Raw genomic sequence first — 19,881 nt, forward strand, 5'->3', positions numbered from 1 at the left:
AGTCTTGTTTTTATCGGTTTGCAGGAGGTAGCGGGAATCGTGCCAGTTTTTAAGTCATTGAAATATAAAGAAAAATTGTTTTTGTTGAGCGTTTTGTCTCTCTTTTGAGATTTTGAGGCCGCTTTGCGGCCCATCGCGACACAAGGCCGCTCCTACAGAAGGGCGCGTTTCCCTTGTAGGAGCGGCCTTGTGTCGCGACCGAGGGCGAAGCCCTCGAGACAATCTCAAAATTGAAACATAAATCTCCAATCAGAGACCGAGTGCCACCATTTTCTTGTACAGCGTTGACCGACCCAGCCCTAGCGCTGCCGCAGCTTGCGGCACAACGCCCCCATGCTCTGCCAATGCCTGGCCAATCAGCTGGCGTTCAAACGCTTCGCACGCCTCGCGGTAGGTCTGCCGCACAGGCGCAGGCGCATCCGCCAGCGGGCTCAAAGGCCCCAGCGCCGCCCGCAAATCCGCCGCTTCCAACCGGGGCTGGTCCGCCAGCAATGTTGCGCGCTCCAGTACATTGCGCAGTTCGCGAATGTTCCCCGGCCACGCATGCATCGCCAGCAGGTGCTGCGCGTCTGCCTCCAGTTCGTACCGGCTACCCAGTTCACCCAGTATGGCCTCGCACAGCGCCGGCAGGTCCTCCAGCCGCAACCGCAGCGGCGGCACATCGATCGGCAGCACATTCAGTCGGTAATACAGGTCGGCCCGGAACGCCCCACGGGCCATGGCGGCCTGCAAGTCGATGGAGGTGGCGGCGATGATGCGCACGTCGCTGCGCAGCATCTGGTTCGAGCCTACCGGTTCGTATTCCTTCTCCTGCAGCACCCGCAGCAGCTTGCTCTGCAGGGCCAGCGGCATGTCGCCGATCTCGTCGAGGAACAACGTGCCGCCCTCGGCCAGCTGCAACTTGCCACTGCGGCCTTTGCGGTCGGCACCGGTAAATGCACCTGGCGCAGTGCCGAAGAATTCGGCTTCCAGCAGCGTTTCGGGGATTGCCGCGCTGTTGATACTGACAAAGGCTTTGTGTGCCCGCGCTGATGCGGCATGGATGGCGTGGGCCAGTAGCTCTTTGCCGGTGCCGGTTTCGCCCAGCAGCAACACCGGCGAATCGCTGGCCGCGCCACGCCGGGCGCGGCGCTTGGCTTCCAGGCAGGCAGCGCTGCTGCCAACGAACTGGGCGAAGCTGTACTTGGCCTGGCGGGCGCGCAGTTGCGAGCGGGTCGAGGCCAGTTCCTGCTGCATGCTGGAGTAGCGCTTGAGCAGCGGTGACAGGCTGCGCAGTTCGTCGAACAGGGCAAAGCCGATAGCGCCGATCAGCGTGCCTTGGTCATCGTGGATGGGCAGGCGCATTACCACCAGCGGCTCATTCGGGGTGTCGAGCATGTCCAGCAGAATCGGCCGGCCATTACTCACCACCTCGCGCATCAGGCTGCCGGGGATCACTGTTTCACACGGCTGGCCGATGGCACTGGCCGCGTCGGCCAGGCCAAAGCGTCGGGCGTAGCGCTCGTTCATCCAGACGATGCGTGCCTGGCGGTCGACGATCACCGTGCCTTCACTGGACTGCTCGATGATCTCGAACAGCGAGCGGATCGCCAGTTGCCGTACTTGTGGGTAGTCCTTGAGGCTGTCGCTGTCGTGCATGGGTAAAAATCCTGAAAAATCATCCTCGAGGATCGAACGCCTCGCGCAGGGCATCCCCGATAAACACCAGCAGCGACAAGATCACCGCCAGCGCAAAGAACGCGGTAAAGCCCAGCCATGGCGCCTCCAGGTGCTGCTTGCCCTGGGTCACCAGCTCACCCAGCGAGGCGCTGCCCGCCGGCATGCCAAAGCCAAGAAAGTCCAGCGCGGTCAGTGTGGTAATCGCCCCGGTCAGCATGAACGGCACATAAGTCAACGTGGCATTCATGGCATTGGGCAAGATATGCCGCAGCATCACCTGGCTGTCCGGCAGCCCCAGCGCCCGGGCGGCCTTTACATACTCAAGGTTGCGCCCACGCAGGAACTCGGCGCGCACCACGTCGACCAGGGTCAGCCAGGAAAACAACGCCATGATCCCCAGCAGCCACCAGAAATCCGGCTCGACAAAGCCGCTGAGGATGATCAGCAGGTACAACACCGGCAACCCCGACCATACCTCCAGCAAACGCTGGCCGAGCAGGTCGACCCAGCCGCCGTGGTAGCCCTGCAGAGCGCCGGCCACCACACCGATGAGCACGCTGACCACGGTCAGGGCGAAGGCGAACAGCAGCGATACCCGCGTGCCGTACAGCACCCGCGCCAGCACGTCACGGCCCTGGTCGTCGGTGCCCAACCAGTTGCTGGCACTGGGCGGGCTGGGGGTGGGTACCAGCAGGTCGTAGTTGGGGGTATCGGCGCTGAACGGGATAGGCGCGAACAGCATCCAGCCGCCCTGGCCCTCGATCAGTTGGCGCACATAGGCGCTGCGGTAATCGGGCTGAAACGGCAGTTGCCCGCCAAACTGCTGCTCGGTGTAGCGTTTGAGCGCCGGTACATACAGCTGGCCTTTGTAGCCCAGCAGCAGTGGCTTGTCGTTGGCCACAAGCTCCGCCCCCAGGCTCAACAGCAGAAGGCCGGCGAACAGCCACAGCGACACCCAGCCCAGGCGGTTGCGGCGAAAGCGTTGCAGGCGACGGCGCGATATGGGCGAGAGCATCAGTGCGCCCTCGTGTCGAAGTCGATGCGCGGGTCCAGCAGGGTGTACGACAGGTCCCCGATCAGGCGAATCAGCAGGCCAGCCAGGGTGAAGATGAACAGCGTGCCGAACACCACAGGGTAATCTCGCGACACGGCTGCTTCATAGCTCATGCGGCCCAGGCCATCGAGCGAGAAGATCACTTCGATCAGCAGCGAGCCGGCGAAGAATACCGTGATCAATGCCTGCGGCAGGCCAGCCACCACCAGCAGCATGGCATTGCGCAACACATGGCCATACAGCACACAGCGCTCGCTGAGGCCCTTGGCCCTGGCAGTCACCACATACTGGCGGGAAATCTCGTCGAGGAAGGCGTTTTTGGTCAGCAGCGTGAGGGTGGCGAAACCACCGATCACCAGGGCGCCGACCGGCAACACCAGGTGCCAGAAATAGTCCGCGACCTTGCCCAGCAGGCTGAGCTCGTCGAAATTGTCCGAGACCAGGCCACGCACCGGGAACCAGTTGAGCGAGGTGCCGCCGGCGAACAGCACGATCAGCAACAGGGCGAAGAGGAACGAGGGCAGGGCGTAGCCAATCACGATCAGCGCGCTGCTCCAGGCATCGAAACGGCTGCCGTGGCGCACTGCCTTGCGAATACCCAGCGGGATCGACACCAGGTAAGTGATCAGCGTGGCCCAGAAACCCAGCGACAAGGTAACCGGCAACTTGTCGAGGATCAGGTCGGTCACCTTCGCTCCGCGAAAGAAGCTGTTGCCAAAATCCAGCCGGGCATACTGACCCAGCATCAGCCACAGGCGTTCGGGGGCGGACTTGTCGAAACCGTACTGGCGCTTTATCTCATCGATCAGTTTCGGGTCCAGGCCACGGGTGGCGCGGGATTCACCATGCACAACCTCAGCCCGCGCGCCGGGTGCGCTGCCACCGAGGCCCTGCAGGCGCGCCACGGCCTGCTCCACCGGGCCACCCGGCGCGGCTTGGACGATGGCGAAATTGACCAGCAGGATTGCCAGCAGCGTCGGAATGATCAGCAACAGGCGGCGCAGCAGGTAGGCGGTCATGGCGAGGCCTTCCGGCGTTCGGCCATTTGCTCATTGGTCAGCGCGGTGGGGCTTGCCTCCCACCAGGTGTCCAGGCCTTCGTCATAGGCGGCCTGTACCTTGGGCAGGCCGAAGCGGTTCCACCAGGCGGTGGAGCTGCCCGGTGGGTAGTAGTTGGGGATCCAGTAGTAGTTCCATTGCAGTACCCGGTCCAGCGCATGGGCATGATGCAGCATGTCGGCCTGAGTTTCGGCCCGCACCAGGCCGTCGATCAGGCGGTCCACGGCGGGGTCCTGCAACACCATCAGGTTGTTCGAGCCAGGGTCGTGCGCGGCCGTCGAGCCGAAGTAGTTGTACAGCTCGGCACCCGGCGACAGGGTGACCGGGTAGCCGGTGACGATCATGTCGTAGTCGCGCGCCATCAGCCGGTTGACGTACTGGGCCGAATCGACGTTGCGGATGTTCAGGGTGACGCCGATCTGGGCCAGGTTGCGCTTCCACGGCAACAGCAGGCGCTCCATGCCCGACTGGCCGTTGAGGAAGGTAAACGCCAGCGGTGTGCCCTGGCTGTTCACCAGGCGGTCGCCTTCAGGGTGCCAGCCGGCTTGTTCGAGCAGGGCAAGGGCCTGCAGCTGCTGCTGGCGGATGATGCCCGAACCATCGGTAACCGGGGCGGTGAACACGGTGGTGAAGACTTCGTCCGGCACCTTGCCGCGCAGTGGCTCAAGCAGCTTCAGCTCGCTGGCATCGGGCAGCTTGCGGGCAGCCAACGGGGTGTTGGAGAACACACTCTGTTGGCGGATGTACATATTGCGCATCATCTGCCGGTTGCTCCACTCATAGTCCCACAACATGCCCAGCGCCTGACGCACACGGCGGTCCTTGAACTGCGGCTGGTCGAGGTTGAACACGAAGCCTTGGGCCACCTGCGGCTTGGCCGGGCCCAGGTGGGCGCGTTGCAGACGGCCGTCGTCCAGTTGCACGCCGTTGTAGCCCAAGGTGTAGGCGGTGGCGGAGAACTCGCGGTTGTAGTCGTAGCCACCGCCTTTGAGCACTTGGCGCGCCACTTCGGTGTCGCCGAAGTACTCGATGCGCCACTTGTCGAAATTGTAGCGGCCACGGCTGGCGGGCAGCTCACGCGCCCACCAGTTCGGGTCGCGCTCGAAGGTGATGCTGCGGCCATTGTCGATGCGCCCGATGCGGTACGGCCCGCTGCCGACCGGTTTGTCGAAGCCGGCACCGTTGGCGAAGTCGCGCTGTTGCCAGTCGTGCTCGGGCAGCACCGGCAGGCTGGCGAGGTCCAGCGCCAGGGTGCGGCCGTGCTTGGGTTTGAAGTCGAAACGCACGCTGCGCGGGCTTTCCACGGTAACGCCGGTGACCTCGGCGAACTGGGTGCGGTACTTGAGGCTGCCCTTGCTCATCAAGAGTTCGAAGGTGAAACGTACATCGTCGGCACGCACCGGCTTGCCATCGGCGAAGGTGGCGCGCGGGTCTATTTCGAAACGCAGCCAGACGTCATCGGGCCCGCGCTCCATGCGTCGGGCAATCAGGCCATACACGGTGTAGGGTTCATCGAACGAGCGCACGGCCAGAGGCGCGTAGAGCAAGCCATCGACTTCGCTGACGCCGATACCCTTGTCGATGTAGGGGAGGATGTGGTCGAACTGACCAATCTCGATGGCCGAGCGGCGCAGGATGCCACCTTTGGGGGCGTTGGGGTTTACATAGTCGAAATGCTGGAAGCTGGCGTTGTAGCGGGGGGCTTCACCGTAGACGGTGAGGGCGTGGGAGGGGGCGGCCTGCGTGTTGAATGCGAAACAAAGCAGGAACAGGTAACACAGAACCTGTAGGAGCGGGTTTACCCGCGAATGCGTCCATCCATGCAATCTTGTTGCCTGATCTGGCGCATTCGCGGGTAAACCCGCCCCCACAGGGGACATGAGCAGCTACTGGCTACTTAGTCCTGGCGGCTGGTCACTTCCAGCAGGTGGTAGCCGAACTGGGTCTTCACCGGGCCTTGCACGGTGTTGACCGGGGCGCTGAACACCACGGTGTCGAATTCCTTGACCATCTGGCCTGGGCCGAACGAGCCCAGGTCGCCGCCCTGGCGGCTGGACGGGCAGGTAGAGTTGGCTTTGGCGATTTCAGCGAAGTCGGCGCCTGCTTCGATCTGGGCTTTCAGTTCGTTGCATTTCTCTTCGCTGCTGACCAGGATGTGGCGGGCGGTTGCACGGGCCATGGGTACTGCTCCTTGGGGTAAAAGGCAAGCCTAGCGCACTTGCTTGGGGTATGTCTCGCCAGGCTTGCAACCATCGGCCTAGAGTTTTTGTGCCGCCTCGCGCAACAGGGATTCGGTCGAGGCCCAGCCCAGGCAGCCATCGGTAATCGACACGCCGTATTTCAGTGCGCCCTTGCCCAGCGCCTGGCAACCCTCGAACAGGTGCCCCTCGATCATCACGCCGACCAGCGAACGGTCGCCGGCCAGACGCTGCGCCAAAACATCATTGAAGACGGCCGGCTGGCGCGCCGGGTCCTTGCCGCTGTTGGCGTGGCTGCAATCGACCATGATCCGTGCCTGCAGGCCGGCTTTGGCCAATGCCTGGCGGGCCATGGCGATACTGTCGCCATCGTAGTTCGGGCCTTTGTGGCCGCCACGCAGTACCAGGTGTGTGTCCGGGTTGCCCAGGGTATCGATGATTGCCGGGTGGCCCTGCGCATCCATGCCGAAGTGGCGGTGCGAGTGGGCAGCGCTGCGCATGGCGTCGCTGGCGATGGCAATACCGCCGTCGGTGCCGTTCTTGAAGCCCACCGGCAGCTCCAGGCCACTGACCATTTCGCGGTGGATTTGCGATTCGGTGGTGCGTGCGCCAATCGCGGCCCAGGCCAGCAGGTCATCGAAGTAGCCGGCGGCCATCGGTTGCAACAGCTCGGTGGCGATGGGCAGGCCGCGCTCGATCATGCTCAGCATCAGCCCACGGGACAAGGCAAGCCCCGAGTGCATGTCGTCGCTGCCATCCAGGTGCGGGTCGTAGGCCAGGCCTTTCCAACCCACTGTGGTACGCGGTTTTTCGACGTAGGCGCGCATCACCAGCAGCAGCTTGTCATCGACTTCGCGGCTGAGGGCGGCCAGGCGGTCGGCGTATTCCAGGGCTGAGCGAGGGTCGTGAATCGAGCAGGGGCCGACGATGACCAGCAGGCGCTGATCGCGGCCTTCGAGGATGTTGCGGATAGCCTGGCGATGGGCCTGGACTTGCTGGGCCAGTTCGCTGGGCAGTGGCATCTGCTGCTTGAGCAGGTGCGGGCTGGGCAGGCGTTTGCTGACGGTGGTGTTGGCCGCTTGCGGCTGGGTCAGAGGCAGGGCGAGGTTGGAAGCTTGCATGGCGTTTTTCCCTGGGCGGACGGCGGGTTCAAGCCCGCGTGGTCGGCCCTATCGAGGTGTTCGACAGATCGTTGAATTCGTATTGGCTGCTGCATTGCCACCTGTAGAGGACCGATCGGAGGCGGCAGGCTGGCCCGAACGGGATTGGCTAAATCGCCAGGCATAGGTGTTTGCGTAGTAGTAAGTGGCGTAGTTCATGAATCTGTCCTCAATGTGAATCGGTGTTGTTCAAAGGCCTGAAAAGCAAAACCCCCGGTCGGGGAGCCGACCGGGGGTTTGAGTATTCTCATGTTCGGCGGCCCCTCGAAGGTGGGCGCCGTGTGGGTATCGGCGCCTAGTGGCTAAACCAATACCCAAAGTAATAGCTGGCAGGTGCCACGCAGCCGGCAACGGCCAGCACAGGGCGCAGGCTGCGACCGGTGTGGTTGGCGTGGTTGCGGGTGTGTTTCGGCATGTTGCTCTCCAGTGAATGACCCCGAGCTTACTTCAGTTGGTGCGGGCCATTCAATGGATAAATGCTATGGAGCTGATCATTTATTTTTGTACTGAATGGTTCAATGGCCGTAGCGCCCGACCAGGCTCTGCGCCCCCAGTGCGTGGCCTTGCAGCAGCTCCAGCAGGCCGTTGCGGTCCAGGTCTTCGGGCAATGTACCTAACGGCAGGTCGGTGGCGATCAGGGTCAATGCATAGTGGTGCGGGTTGTCGCCGGCGGGTGGGCAGGGGCCACGGTAGCTGCGGGTGCCCCTCGAGTTTCGGCCCACGGTCAGGTACTGCCCGCTCAGCCCGGCCATACCTTCCTTGAGCCCATCCTGTTCGGGGTCGATGTTGTAGGCAACCCAGTGCACTACGCCGACACCCTTGCCGCCGTCTGGGTCGAACATGATCAGGGCCAGCGATTGGGTGCCTTCGGGCAGGTTGTCCCAGCTCAGTTGCGGGGTGCGCTCCTCGCCGGCACCGCAGGCCGGGTCCAGGCCAACCTGCTGCAACGCAATCACGCCACCATCGGTGAACGACGAGGAGCTGATCGACAGTGCGCCTTGGTTGCTGCTGTTAGCCAAGGCCGCGCAAGGCATCAGGGCGGCGAGCAGCCAGGGTTTGAGGTTCATGGCAACTCCTTGGCAGGGCGTTGGAGCGCAGTGTAGCCCAGGCCCGCGTCAGTGGCTGTCCTGGTCCTCGGCGGTGCCACCGCTGTACCCGGCGCCGGAGCCCGTGGCTTCGCCAGTGCTGTTGGAACCGCCGCTGGCGCCGTCGGCGGCATCGGTATTGCTGCCGGTGTCGCTGCTGTCGTTGCTTTTGCCACTGCCGGGGCTGTTGACGCTGCTGTCATCACCGGCGGTCTTGCCGCCAGACTGGTCGGTTTGCGGGCGGCTGTCGGTATGGGTATCGGTGGCGGCGAACGTAGTGCCGGCGAGGCTGGTCAGGGCCAGCGCCAGGCACAGGGAGAGCGGGCGAATGCGGATCATGGGACGTCTCCTTTGCGGATGATCTGTCATTCGTTTGGCTGGGGGTGTGAGGAGGGGTGCCTTCTGGGCGACGAGTGGTCGCAGGGGAGGGGCCGCTGTGCGGCCCCTGGGGTCAGTGCGTTTCGCTACGGGCAGCCTGCACGGGCTCCACTGGCTCCAGCGGCGGATGCTCCTGGGCCGCATGCATCAGGTCTTCGGTCACCCTCAGCTCGGCGCCGGTTGGCGAGAAGGTCGTCGAAGCGGTGAACGGGGCTGGGTGCTCCGCGGCCGGGCGCTTGCCACGGCGCCACATGAAGAAGCACACCATGGCCAGGTTGACCACGGCAAAGGCCCAGAACAGCCCGGCCTCGCCAAATTCGCTCATCATCGGCGAAATGGCCACCGGCGCCATGGCCGAACCCAGCGAGTTGATCAGCAGCAGGCCCTGAATCATCGGTACCAGCGCATCGGAAGGCGCGCGGTCGGCCGCGTGGCTGACCGCCACCGGGTACAGGGTGAACACGCCGCCACCGAGCAGGAACAGCATGGCCGGCAGCAGGAACGAGTCCGACGGCAGGAACACCGTGATCAGCGACAGCACCACGCACAGCGCAGCCAGGGCAATCAGCACATCTTGGCGGTCCTTGCGGTCGGACCAGCGCCCGACCGGGTATTGCAGCAGCATGGCACCCAGGATCACCCAGGCCATCATGTTGCCAACTTCCCCTACCTCCAGGCCGATGCGTTGCAGGTACAGCGGCAGCAGCGCATAAATACCGGCAATGGCCACGCCCGAGCCAAAGCAACCGACCAGGCCCGACGGCGCCACACCCAGCAATTGGCGGGGCTTGAGGGGTTCGACCTGGTCCAACAGCGGCGACACCCGCGGCAGGATCACGATTGGCAGCACCGACAGGGCGGCCAGCACGCCAGCCAGCATGAAGGGTGCGGTTTCGCCCAACTGGGTAATTTCGCCAAGGCCGGCCTGGGCGATTACCCCGGCACCATAGAAGGCGATCATGTACAGCGCCAGCAAGCGACCACGGATTTTCGCGTCACCGGCCAGCAGCAGCCAGCTTTCGATCACCAGGAACACGCCGACGGCCGCCCAGCCATTGATCAGGCGCAGCACAGACCACCAGGTGACGTCATAGAACAGCCCCTGCAGCAGGATGGTCACGGCGATCAGCGAGGCGAAGCTGGTATAGGCGCGGATGTGGCCGATGCGCAGGATCAGCCGGTCGTTGAAGATGGCACCAAGGGTCAGGCCGATGAAGTAAGTCGACGAGACGATACCAATGGTGGTGGCGGACTCACCGGCAGCGCCCAGGCGCAGGGTGGTCAGGGAAGACATGAAGCCGTTGCCCAGGGCGATGATGAACAGCCCGAGCAGGGGCGCCAGCGCCATGGCCAGCAAACGCGGAGACATACGTACCTCTAGTTGGATGAGCGGAATGAGCGCCTTCTCGGACGCGCACACCGGCTCGGCCCAACAAGGGGCGAGTGGCGACACGGATGCGACCTGGGCAAGACTCAACCGCTGGGCCTTTTGGGAAGGGGCCGGGCGGGGAGGGTTGAGCCTATTTCACATGTGCGTTCATGTGTTCAGGCGCTGACTCTGTCTTTGCTGCTGGTTGCCACCGTTCAAGGCGACGGGCGAAAAGGAAGCGGGATTCTACGGGCTTGGAAGCTTTTGCCCAAGGGGCAACGGTATGCGACGAGACGCCGCAGTCTGTGGGCGACATGAAAGCGTCTTTTACAGACAATCTTGAGGGCTGCTCCGACAGGGGTGAGGTTATCTGGGCAATCTTGCAGACTGCTGCATAATGCTGAACCCACACCAAGGAAGGCCCCCATGTTCGCGTCGTTGTTTGCAGTCCTGGCCCCGGTATTCATCGTCGCCGGCATCGGCTATATCTGGGCCCGCAAGGGCCTGGACTACCCCACCGAGTTCATCGCTCGGGTGGTGATGACCGTTGGCACACCGTCATTGGTACTGTCCACCCTCAGCCGCACCGAGCTGGACCCCGCCGCCTTCACCAGCATGGCCATGGCCTGTCTGCTGTGCACCCTGGGCATGGCCATGGCCGCTTTGCTGGTGTGCCGCATTTCGGGGATGCACTGGCGGGTACTGCTGCCGGCGTTCATGTTCCCCAACACCGGCAACATGGGGCTGCCGATCAGCCTGTACGCCTTTGGTGAACATGGCCTGGCCCTGGCCGTGGCGTTCTTTCTCACCCTCTCGATCGTGCAGTTCACCATTGGTATGGCCATTTCCGGCACTGCCGCTTCGCTCAAGGCTTTGCTGCGCAACCCCATCGTGATCAGCCTGGCCGGTGCCATGCCGATCATATTTCTGGACTTCGAGCTGCCGCGCTGGCTGGCCAATACCGCGGACTTGCTGGGTGGCATGACCATTCCGCTGATGCTGCTGACCCTCGGGGTATCGCTGGCCAGCATTCGCCTGCGCCATGTTGGCAGTGGCATGCTGCTGGGTGGTTTGCGCATTGGCCTGGGGGCCGGGGTGGGCTGGGCGGTGGGCGCAGCGCTGGGTATGGAGAGCCTGGAGCGTGCAGTGCTGGTGGTGCAGTCGGCGATGCCGGTAGCCGTGTTCAACTACCTGATGGCGGTACGGGCCAACCGTGAGCCGGAGCAGGTGGCAAACCTGGTGATGTGCTCGACAGTGCTGTCGTTTGCCTGGTTGCCGGTGGTGTTGGCCTGGTGGATGTAGGGCAGTGGCCACGACATCTTCCGGCCCTTTCGCAGCACAAAGCTGCTCCTACACGCACTGCCTCGCATTTGCAGGCGATGCCGTCGCTGTAGGAACAGCCCTGTGCCGCGAATGGCTCAGAAGTCTACACTGGCCGACAATCGCAGCACTCTCGGCGTACCTTGGGTCAAGTAGTTGTTGGAAGTCGACGCCGAAGCCCAGTACGCCTTGTTCGCCACGTTCTCCACGTTGGCGCGCAATGTCACGTGCTTGTCATCGACCTTGAAACGGTAGCGTGCGCCCAGGTCCACTCGGGTCCAGGCCGGAATGCTCAGGCTGTTGGCCGCATTCACATACTGGCCACCCGTGCGCAGCAAGCGGGCACTGAGCGCGGCGCCTTGAATGCCAGGCACGTCCCAGTCGGCACCCAGGTTGTACTGGAAGCGTGGCACGCCAGCGGCGCGGTTGCCGTCGTTGCTGCCATAGGCCGTGTGCTTCTGCTCGGTGTGCATGAATACCGCGCCTGTCAGCAGGCGCAAGCCGTCGACGGGCTCACCAAACAGGTTCAGTTCCACGCCTTTGTTGACCTGCTCGCCGTCCATGCTGAATGTGTCCAGCGCAGCGCCCGGAGCGCGGTAGGTGACGCTGTTGGGCTGTTCGATGCGGTACACGCCCAAGGTGGCGCCAAAACTGTTCCAGTCCAGTTTCACCCCAGCCTCGACCTGCTTGCTGCGCTTGGGCGGGAACACCTCGTTGGCATTGCTGACACTCGACGGTGCCGTCGGGCCCTGGGCCAAGCCCTCGATGCGGTTGGCATAGAACGACACATGCTCCCAAGGCTTGATCACCAAGCCATACACCGGTGTGGTGATCGACTCGTCGTACGGCGTGTTGCGCACCCCCGTGGCGGTCGCCCAGCTGTCGACGCTGATCGATTGCCGGCGCACACCCACGGTCAACAGGACGCGGTCATCAAGAAAACCCAGGGTGTCGGACAATGCGACGCTCTTGTTGCGGTTTTTGCCGACGATGCGCGGGTCGTGCAGGTCGCTGCCAAAGTAGGTGTCGGTGGGGCGCGGCACTTTCACCGGGTTGTACAGGTTGCTGTCATAACGCTTGCTGGCAGCCAGTGCCTCGTAGGCCGAACGCTGTTCACCCCACATGCCTGACAGGCCGAAATTGACCCGGTGGCTGACCGGGCCGGTGGCAAAGCGGCCATTGAGCCCGGCGACGGCGCTTTTGTTGTCCTCGTCGTGGGGCGAATACAGAAAACCTCCGCGCGCGGTGCCGTTCGCGTCGCTGACGTACAGCGAGGAGTATTCGCCGTTCTCACGCGTGTGCTTGGCGCCGGCGCCGGCATACAGCATCCAGTTGTCGTTCAGGTCGTACTCGGCGTTGAGCATGCCGTAGGTGTCTTCCAGCTGCGACCAGCTCCAGGCTTGCGAATAGTTGTCACGCGCTGAAGGCGCGTGGGGCACCTTGCTGCCGGTGGGGTAGATCACCGCGCGGCCCTGGTTGATGCGTTCCTTCTGGTAGCCCAGATCGGTGGACAAGCGCAGCCGCTCGCCACGGTAATCAAGGGCCACGGCAACCAGGGTGGAATGCTGGGCTTCGTCGTCCACGCCAGTGCCGCCGTCATGCTGGGCCAGGTTGATGCGGGCGCCGAAACGATTGTCCTCACCAAACCGCGTGCCCAGGTCGAGATGGCCGCCAATGTTGTCGCCAGTGGCATAGTCGAGGGTAACGTGCCGTGTGGGGGTATCTTCGGCGCGCTTGGGCACCAGGTTGATTGCACCCCCAATGCCGCTGCCTTGGGGTGCGACCCCATTGAGGAAGGCACTGGACCCTTTGAACACCTCGACTCGCTCGAGCGCTTCGGTGGTCACGATCTGCCGCGGCAGTACGCCGTAAAGGCCGTTGTAGCTGATGTCGTCGGTGTTCAGCGGCAAACCGCGAATGGTGAACACTTGCGAGAAGTTGCCGAAGCCCGCCGACTGGCGCACCGACGCGTCATTGAGCAACACGTCACCCAGGGTGCGGGCCTGCTGGTCGGCGATGGTCTTGGCGGTGTAGCTGGTAACGCTGAACGGCACGTCGCTGATGGCCTGGTCGCCGAGCACGCCCAGGCGCGCGCTGCGGGCTACCTGGCCACCTTGCCAGGTGTCGCTGCTGGCGGCCAGGTCGCTGTTGATGGTGGTCGCACCCAGTTCCAGGGCATTGCCCAGGTCGACCGTCGGCGCCAGGGTATAACCGCCGCTGTCGGTGGTGATCAGGCTGTAGCCACTGCCGGCCAGCAGGCGGGTGAAACCTTCCGGGACGCTGTAGTTACCCTGCAGGCCCTGGCTTTGTAGGCCGTTGAGCAGGGCCGGGTCGAACGACAATGGTACTCCGGCGCTGGCGGCGAAGCGCGCCAGCACGTCGGCCAGTGGGCCAGCGGCCAGGTGATAGGTGCGCGGGGTGGTGTCGGCGGCCATCGCCGTGGGGGCCAGGGCGGCCATGGCGATGGCAAGGCTCAGTGCCTTGAAGGGCAGGCGGTACGGCTGGCGGGGCGTCATGCAAGCATCCTGTGGGTGCAGAAAATGAAGGTTCTGCACTCATCACCGGACGACGCAGGTAAAGGTATCACTGACTTTTTCGCGGTCCCTGTAGGGGCGTGTCAGCTTAGGGGCTCCACCGTCACCCAGTAACGGGTCAAACCCTGGATTGATACGGGTAGGGTGTCACCCAGCAGCCGCAAGCTGGCGTCGGTGTCTGCCAGTGGAAAGGCGCCCGATACCTTCAGCTCGCGCACTGCCGGGTGGCAGCGCAGCACGCCTGGGCGATAGCGACCTAACTCCAGCAACAGGTCGGCCAGGCGCATGTCGCGCGCCAGCAGCATGCCGTGCTCCCAGGCCAGGTCACCGGTTTCCAGCGCTGAGGCGGGCAGTACTCGGTCGGCATCGAAAGCGGTGCGCTCGCCAGCCTTGAGCAACAGGCTTGCGGCATGCAGCGGGCGTGTAGCCACTTCGCCTTCAAGTACGGCCACGCGGGTCAGCGCGCCATCGATACGCACGCTGAAGCGTGTGCCCAGCGCAGTCGCCTGACCATGCAGGGTGCGCACTAGCAGCGGCCGCGCCAGGGTGGCAGGGTCCTTGGCGCTGGTGAGCAGAATCTCGCCCGCCAGCAGGTCGATGCGGCGCTGTTGGGCGTCGAAGGTGATATCGATGGCTGTGTCGGTGTTCAGCAGCACCTGGCTACCGTCGGCAAGTGTCAATGCGCGTTGCTCGCCGACCGCGGTGCGCGCATCGGCGGTCCATTGCTGCCAAGGCGTTTCACGCCAGGCCAGCCAGGCCGTGGGTGCTGCCAGCAGCCACAGCCCCAGGCGCTGCAGGGCCTGGCGACGGCTTACCGCCCCGTTGCGGCTCAGGCGGCGCAGGGTTTCACCGGTAACCGGGGTGGGCAGGCGGCGGAAATCACCGAGGATGGCCTCGGCACGCTGCCACGCCTGGGCGTGCTGGGCGCTGCGTTGGCACCAGGCCTGGACCGCACGGCGATCGTCCTCGGTGGCGTTGCCCGACTGCAGCTGCACCAGCCAGTCAGCGGCTTCGCCAAGGATCAGTGGGTCGATGCGCTGCACCATCAGTCGATGCTCAGGCAGGCAAGGAAAGCCGTGCGCATGTCGCGCTTGATGGTGATCAGCGAAACCTGCAGCTGTTCTGCAATTTGTGCGTAGGTCAGCCCGTCCAGCTGCGACAGCAGGAACACCTGACGTACACGGGCCGGCATGTCGCGCAGCATGGCGTCGATGCGGTACAGGGTTTCGAGGATCAGCCAGCGCGTTTCCGGCGAGGGCACCTCGGGTTGCGGCAAGTGTGCGATGGCTTCCAGGTAGGCGCGCTCGACTTCCTGGCGGCGCCAGCGGTCGATCACCAGGCCCTTTGCGATGTGGGTCAGCAAGGCCCGGGGTTCATTGCCGAAAAAGCTGTTGCCCTGCCGGCTGAGCAGGCGCACGAACGTGTCATGAGCCAGGTCGGCGGCATCGCAGGCATTGCCCAGTTTTCGCCCCAGCCAGCCCTGCAGCCAGCCATGGTGCTCGGTGTACAGCGTCTGGACTTGCAGGTTCAGGGTAGGGTCGGCGGGCGGCATGACGGGCGCGAGGCTCCGGGCGAAGGGTGCAATTAAGAATTGATCGCATTCTAAGCGCCATCCACGGAGCCTGGCAATGCGCAGGCACTACAAGGCTTTGGCCAGAAACGCCGCTGTACGGCTTTCGCTACAGCCAGCCACGACTTGCGGGATGCCGTTGACCACCACCTTGCCCCCGGCATCGCCAGCTCCCGGCCCAATATCGATCACCCAGTCGCTTTGCGCCACCACACGCATGTCGTGCTCGACCACTACCACGCTGTGCCCGCCCTCGACCAGGCGGTTCAACTGCACCAGCAGCCGGTCGATGTCCTGCGGGTGCAAACCGTTGGTGGGCTCATCCAGCACATACAGCGTTGCCCCGCGGGCGATGCGTTGCAGTTCGGTAGCCAGCTTGATCCGCTGCGCCTCGCCACCGGACAGCTCGGTGGCCGGTTGGCCCAGGCGCAGGTAGCCCAGGCCGATATCCTGCAGCACTTGCAGGCAACGTCGCACCGGTGGCTGTTCGGCAAATACCTGCAGGGCTTGGTCGACGGTCATCTGCAGCACTTGCGCGATGTTCATGCCTTGCCAACTCACCGCCAGGGTTTCGGGGTTGTAGCGGGCGCCATGGCAGGTTGGGCAGGGCGCGTAGACACTGGGCATGAACAGCAACTCGACGCTGACGAAACCTTCACCCTCGCAGTTGGCGCAGCGGCCCTTGGCAACGTTGAAAGAAAAACGCCCAGCGTCGAAACCCTGCGCCTTGGCCTGCTCGGTGGCGGCGAACAGCTTGCGTACATGGTCGAACAGGCCGGTATAGGTGGCCAGGTTGGAGCGCGGTGTGCGGCCGATTGGCTTCTGGTCGACCTGCACCAGGCGCTTGATGCTGCCAAGCCCCGCACTCACCTGGCCGCTACTGGCCTGATCAGGTTCGTCTTCCAGGCTGTGTTCTTCGGGCTCGCCACGTTGCTCGGCATGACCCAGGTGTGCCCCTACCAGTTCCAGCAGGGCCTGGCTGACCAGGCTGGACTTGCCAGAACCGGAAACACCGGTAACGGCGGTGAAGCAGCCCAGCGGGAAGGCAGCGCTGAGGTTATCGAGGTTGTTGCGCGTGATGCCTTCAAGCTTCAGCCAGTCGCAGGGCTGACGGGGGGCGCGTTTGGTCTGGGGCGGGGCGCTGAACAGGTAGGCACGGGTGCATGACTGCTCGACCTCGGCCAGGCCCGCAGGCGGCCCGCTGTAAAGAATGGTACCGCCATGCTCGCCGGCAGCCGGCCCTACATCCACCAGCCAGTCGGCGCGGCGCATGGTATCCAGGTCGTGCTCCACCACATACACCGAGTTGCCTGCATGCTTCAGGCGTTGCAAGGCTTCGAACAGCGCTTCGCTGTCGGCTGGGTGCAAACCGGCCGATGGCTCGTCGAGCACGTAGATCACGCCGAACAACTGTGAATTCAGCTGGGTAGCCAGGCGCAGGCGTTGCAGCTCGCCGGAGGACAACGTCGGGGTGCTGCGCTCAAGTGCCAGGTAACCAAGGCCCAGGCCGAGCAATGTGTCGATACGCTCCAGCAGTTCGTTGGCGATGCGTTGGGCGGCCAGGCGCTTTTCCAGCGTCAGCTCATCCTGCTGCAGTGTCAGGTAGTCTGCCGCCGCCACCTTGCGCAACACTTCGGCCAGCGCCTGCAACGGCAGGTGCGACAGCTCGGCGATGTCCAGGCCGGCGAAGGTCACGCCCAGCGCGTCGCGCTTCAGGCGCTTGCCCTGGCACAGCGGGCAGGGGCTGGGGCGCATGTACTGAGCCACGCGCTTGCGCATCTGCGCGCTTTGCGAGTGCATGAACGTATGCAGCACGTAACGCCGTGCACCCATGAACGTGCCTTGGTAGCTGGGCTCCAGTTTGCGCTTGAGTGCGTCGCGGGTCTGCGCTGGGGTCAAGCCGGCATACACGGGCGCGGTAGGCGTTTCTTCGGTGAACAGGATCCAGTCGCGTTGCGCCTGGGGCAGGTCGCGCCAGGGAATGTCCACGTCATAGCCCAGCGTCACCAGGATGTCGCGCTGGTTCTGCCCCTGCCAGGCCATCGGCCACGCGGCCACCGCCCGCTCGCGGATAGTCAGCGACGGGTCGGGGACCATGGTCGCTTCGGTCACTTGGTAAACCCGGCCCATGCCGTGGCACTCCGGGCAGGCGCCCTGAGGTGTGTTCGGTGAAAAGTCCTCGGCGTACAGCATTGCTTGCCCGGCCGGGTAGTGGCCCGCGCGCGAGTAGAGCATGCGGATCGAGCTGGACAGGGTGGTGACGCTGCCCACCGAAGAGCGGGCACTTGGCGTACCACGTTGCTGTTGCAGGGCCACTGCCGGCGGCAGGCCGTCGATGGCATCCACGTCGGGCACGCCAACCTGGTCGATCAGGCGCCGGGCATAGGGCGCTACCGATTCGAAATAGCGGCGCTGGGCCTCGGCATAAAGCGTGGAGAAGGCCAGCGATGACTTGCCCGAACCGGACACGCCGGTAAACACCACCAAGGCGTCGCGAGGGATATCGACATCGATGTTCTTCAGGTTGTGCTCGCGGGCGCCACGGACGCGGACGAAACCGGTGGGAGAGGGTGAGCGTGGCGGCATCTGAGCGGTCCTTGGCAGTTTGGAGCGCTCACGTTAGCAGCATTTGCCGAGGCTGTACTGGCCTGCGCCCTGGCAAGTCGGTGCGCGAAGAGGCCGGGTCGGCCCGAACGAGTATCAGGACCTTGGTTCGCGAGTGCCTAGCACATCACGAATGTTGTCCACCACGTTGCTGTCTTTGATCACATCGCTCAGCCAGCCCTCCAACGGCATGTTGCCCCACTTGATCGCACGTTCGATCAAGTAAGGTACCGGGCTCTGCGGCTCGCTTTGCTTGAAAAACTGGGCGATGCCCGCAAGCATGGTGAAAGCCTCGTCGCGGGTCAGTGGTGTCGTGCGCATAGGGGCAGGCGCAGAGGCCTGGACGGGCGTGTTCATCGGTTCACCTGCTGCGTCAGTAGAGACAAAGATGGCCTCGGGTTCTGCTACCGCCACCGCTGCGGGGTGCAGCTCGACGCCGCGATCCTTGAGCAGTTTCTCCGCCAGCTGGCTGGCGCGCGACAGCATGTCGGCAAGGCTGGCGAAGCTGGGCGCCTCGTGGCCGAACAGGCGGTCGGCGCTGGCCTGCAGGCGTTTGCACGCATTCAGGCTGGTGCCGATCTGCAGCGCCTTGGCACGCAGGTGATCAGTGTCGCTCAGCGCTACCGAGCGCTGGAAAATCTCGGCGTTGATCTTGCCTTCGTTCAGTGCTGTCTGCATTGCCTTGGGGTTCTGCAGGGCGAGGTTTTCGACGTGGCGTGACTCGTCATAGCGCAACACGCCAAAATGCTGCCCTTGGGTAATGGGCAAGCCACCGGCAATGTCGGTGAGCGTGGTCTTCAGCCAGGACAGCCGCGCCGCGCGCTCGTCCAGGCCGTCTTCAAGCGTTGGGAACAGGGTGTCCCAGAAGGTATCCAGAAGCTGTTCGGTCAGCTCTAGGCCAAAAGTGATGCCTTCGAAGTGCTCACGCTGGGCCAGGCCCTCGCTGAGCCAGGCCACCAGCATCAAGTCTTTGCTTTGCTGCGCCAACCCTTGAGCCGACAGGTTGATTACCTGCTCCCAGTCGGCAGTCTTCAAGTCGGTTTGCCAGTCGCCCTGGGTCAGGTAGTCAGGGTCCGCCCGGCGGGCTTCCTTGATCTGGTCGAACAAGGCAGAGAAGCTCAAGTCTTCGCCACTGCCACCTTCGATGGGTGCGGCCAGTGTGGCCAGCGAGAGGTCATTGAGGATTTCAGGCATATAACACTCTGGACATGGCTGATGAACAGCGTGCCAGAAAACCTGGCACGCCGCGCAGTACAGGCCGCCGAAGCGGCCCATGGCTTAGGCGAACACTTTGTTCGCGGTACGGTCCCAGCCACCGACGATGTTGCCGCCGGCCTGGCCGTCGGTGCGGTTCTGCTGGGTGTAGGTGGTCTTGATACGGGCAAAGTTGAAGCTGATTTCTTCTACAGGCAGGTCGCTGACCGCCTTGTCTTCACCGCCTTGATTGCCACCGGCGATGAACTTGACCGACGACACCACGACTTCTTCCATGTCGATGGTCAGGTAGGTGACCTTGTCGCCACCGGCGCGGTTCACGTTCAGCTTCAGCTTGGCGATGTGCTTGCCGGTGCAGCAGTGCTCGAACAGCTTGGCCGAAGCCTTGTCGACGGCCTTGCGGATCTTGAAGTCGCTCAGGGCAACACGCTCGGAAGACGCACCACCCGAGGAGCTGGCGGTAGCCGAGGTTGCCTGGGTGGCGCCGTACTCGTAGCCCAGCACTTCGATCCAGTCCTTGTGTTTTTCATCCAGTACTTCGCCTGGGATGCCGTCGATTTGGATATACGCGTCAAATGCCATTGTGAAACTCTCCATTAACAACGTGTAAAGGGTTGCTCATGCGCCCCTTGGTTTTGACCTCGCCGGGCATACCGGCAGAGGTAGCTTGCCGCCAC

The 19,881-nt window shown here is 63.8% G+C and carries 16 protein-coding genes; 1 reads left to right on the forward strand and 15 read right to left on the reverse strand.

All coding sequences use genetic code 11. The features are described from left to right. Positions 1–249 precede the first annotated feature (249 nt). The 9 genes from Q9451_RS16195 to Q9451_RS16235 form a co-directional block, all read right to left on the reverse strand. Positions 250–1,638: a sigma 54-interacting transcriptional regulator gene (locus Q9451_RS16195; protein ID WP_012272423.1), complete on the reverse strand. Its 1,389-nt coding sequence runs from the start codon at positions 1,636–1,638 to the stop codon at positions 250–252. Between the two features lie 19 nt (positions 1,639–1,657). Next, entirely contained in the window at positions 1,658–2,674 is a 1,017-nt protein-coding gene (locus Q9451_RS16200) for an ABC transporter permease (RefSeq protein WP_012272422.1), read from the reverse strand. Beyond that, entirely contained in the window at positions 2,674–3,732 is a 1,059-nt protein-coding gene (yejB, locus tag Q9451_RS16205; protein WP_012272421.1) for a microcin C ABC transporter permease YejB, read from the reverse strand. The genes Q9451_RS16200 and yejB overlap by 1 nt, the downstream gene beginning before the upstream one ends. Continuing rightward, on the reverse strand, positions 3,729–5,657 hold the full coding sequence (locus Q9451_RS16210) for an extracellular solute-binding protein (RefSeq protein WP_171577249.1): 1,929 nt from the start codon (positions 5,655–5,657) through the stop codon (positions 3,729–3,731). Before Q9451_RS16210 ends, yejB begins: the two co-directional genes overlap by 4 nt. An 11-nt stretch (positions 5,658–5,668) precedes the next feature. Beyond that, on the reverse strand, positions 5,669–5,950 hold the full coding sequence (locus Q9451_RS16215; RefSeq protein WP_003258780.1) for a peptidylprolyl isomerase: 282 nt from the start codon (positions 5,948–5,950) through the stop codon (positions 5,669–5,671). 78 nt (positions 5,951–6,028) lie between these two features. After that, entirely contained in the window at positions 6,029–7,090 is a 1,062-nt protein-coding gene (locus tag Q9451_RS16220) for a 3-deoxy-7-phosphoheptulonate synthase (RefSeq protein WP_012272419.1), read from the reverse strand. Positions 7,091–7,644: 554 nt separating this feature from the next. Then, on the reverse strand, positions 7,645–8,196 hold the full coding sequence (locus Q9451_RS16225; RefSeq protein ID WP_012272418.1) for a YbhB/YbcL family Raf kinase inhibitor-like protein: 552 nt from the start codon (positions 8,194–8,196) through the stop codon (positions 7,645–7,647). Between the two features lie 48 nt (positions 8,197–8,244). Continuing rightward, complete coding sequence (locus Q9451_RS16230; protein WP_012272417.1) at positions 8,245–8,553, reverse strand: hypothetical protein; 309 nt, start codon at positions 8,551–8,553, stop codon at positions 8,245–8,247. A gap of 112 nt (positions 8,554–8,665) precedes the next feature. After that, on the reverse strand, positions 8,666–9,961 hold the full coding sequence (locus Q9451_RS16235; RefSeq protein ID WP_012272416.1) for an MFS transporter: 1,296 nt from the start codon (positions 9,959–9,961) through the stop codon (positions 8,666–8,668). A 426-nt stretch (positions 9,962–10,387) separates the two neighbouring features. Between Q9451_RS16235 and Q9451_RS16240 the strand changes: the two genes are divergently transcribed. Further along, positions 10,388–11,263: an AEC family transporter gene (locus Q9451_RS16240; protein WP_012272415.1), complete on the forward strand. Its 876-nt coding sequence runs from the start codon at positions 10,388–10,390 to the stop codon at positions 11,261–11,263. Positions 11,264–11,379: 116 nt separating this feature from the next. Here Q9451_RS16240 and Q9451_RS16245 read toward each other — a convergent pair whose 3' ends face one another. The 6 genes from Q9451_RS16245 to Q9451_RS16270 form a co-directional block, all read right to left on the reverse strand. Continuing rightward, positions 11,380–13,797 carry a TonB-dependent receptor gene (locus Q9451_RS16245; RefSeq protein WP_012272414.1) on the reverse strand — a complete coding sequence of 806 codons (2,418 nt, stop codon included), beginning with the start codon at positions 13,795–13,797 and terminating at the stop codon, positions 11,380–11,382. A 101-nt stretch (positions 13,798–13,898) separates the two neighbouring features. Next, on the reverse strand, positions 13,899–14,861 hold the full coding sequence (locus Q9451_RS16250) for a FecR domain-containing protein (protein ID WP_012272413.1): 963 nt from the start codon (positions 14,859–14,861) through the stop codon (positions 13,899–13,901). After that, positions 14,861–15,367: a sigma-70 family RNA polymerase sigma factor gene (locus Q9451_RS16255; RefSeq protein ID WP_012272412.1), complete on the reverse strand. Its 507-nt coding sequence runs from the start codon at positions 15,365–15,367 to the stop codon at positions 14,861–14,863. Before Q9451_RS16255 ends, Q9451_RS16250 begins: the two co-directional genes overlap by 1 nt. 87 nt (positions 15,368–15,454) lie before the next feature. Beyond that, a complete protein-coding gene (locus Q9451_RS16260) occupies positions 15,455–17,971 on the reverse strand; it encodes an excinuclease ABC subunit UvrA (protein WP_012272411.1) in 2,517 nt (838 codons plus the stop codon). 114 nt (positions 17,972–18,085) lie between these two features. Continuing rightward, positions 18,086–19,183 (reverse strand): type VI secretion system protein TssA, encoded by a 1,098-nt coding sequence (tssA, locus tag Q9451_RS16265; RefSeq protein ID WP_012272410.1) that lies wholly within the window; start codon positions 19,181–19,183, stop codon positions 18,086–18,088. Positions 19,184–19,267: 84 nt separating this feature from the next. Then, positions 19,268–19,786 (reverse strand): type VI secretion system tube protein Hcp, encoded by a 519-nt coding sequence (locus tag Q9451_RS16270; RefSeq protein WP_012272409.1) that lies wholly within the window; start codon positions 19,784–19,786, stop codon positions 19,268–19,270. Positions 19,787–19,881 lie beyond the last annotated feature (95 nt).

Source organism: Pseudomonas sp. NY8896 (genome assembly GCF_039634505.1).

Bases quoted from the DNA above. Each gene is read 5' to 3' on its own strand.
- tssA (WP_012272410.1), bottom strand. From the start codon at position 19,183: ATGCCTGAAATCCTCAATGACCTCTCGCTGGCCACACTGGCCGCACCC.
- Q9451_RS16195 (WP_012272423.1), bottom strand. From the start codon at position 1,638: ATGCACGACAGCGACAGCCTCAAGGACTACCCACAAGTACGGCAACTG.
- Q9451_RS16255 (WP_012272412.1), bottom strand. From the start codon at position 15,367: ATGCCGCCCGCCGACCCTACCCTGAACCTGCAAGTCCAGACGCTGTAC.
- Q9451_RS16270 (WP_012272409.1), bottom strand. From the start codon at position 19,786: ATGGCATTTGACGCGTATATCCAAATCGACGGCATCCCAGGCGAAGTA.
- Q9451_RS16225 (WP_012272418.1), bottom strand. From the start codon at position 8,196: ATGAACCTCAAACCCTGGCTGCTCGCCGCCCTGATGCCTTGCGCGGCC.
- Q9451_RS16200 (WP_012272422.1), bottom strand. From the start codon at position 2,674: ATGCTCTCGCCCATATCGCGCCGTCGCCTGCAACGCTTTCGCCGCAAC.
- Q9451_RS16220 (WP_012272419.1), bottom strand. From the start codon at position 7,090: ATGCAAGCTTCCAACCTCGCCCTGCCTCTGACCCAGCCGCAAGCGGCC.
- Q9451_RS16240 (WP_012272415.1), top strand. From the start codon at position 10,388: ATGTTCGCGTCGTTGTTTGCAGTCCTGGCCCCGGTATTCATCGTCGCC.
- Q9451_RS16215 (WP_003258780.1), bottom strand. From the start codon at position 5,950: ATGGCCCGTGCAACCGCCCGCCACATCCTGGTCAGCAGCGAAGAGAAA.
- Q9451_RS16250 (WP_012272413.1), bottom strand. From the start codon at position 14,861: ATGGTGCAGCGCATCGACCCACTGATCCTTGGCGAAGCCGCTGACTGG.
- Q9451_RS16245 (WP_012272414.1), bottom strand. From the start codon at position 13,797: ATGACGCCCCGCCAGCCGTACCGCCTGCCCTTCAAGGCACTGAGCCTT.
- Q9451_RS16230 (WP_012272417.1), bottom strand. From the start codon at position 8,553: ATGATCCGCATTCGCCCGCTCTCCCTGTGCCTGGCGCTGGCCCTGACC.
- Q9451_RS16235 (WP_012272416.1), bottom strand. From the start codon at position 9,961: ATGTCTCCGCGTTTGCTGGCCATGGCGCTGGCGCCCCTGCTCGGGCTG.
- yejB (WP_012272421.1), bottom strand. From the start codon at position 3,732: ATGACCGCCTACCTGCTGCGCCGCCTGTTGCTGATCATTCCGACGCTG.
- Q9451_RS16260 (WP_012272411.1), bottom strand. From the start codon at position 17,971: ATGCCGCCACGCTCACCCTCTCCCACCGGTTTCGTCCGCGTCCGTGGC.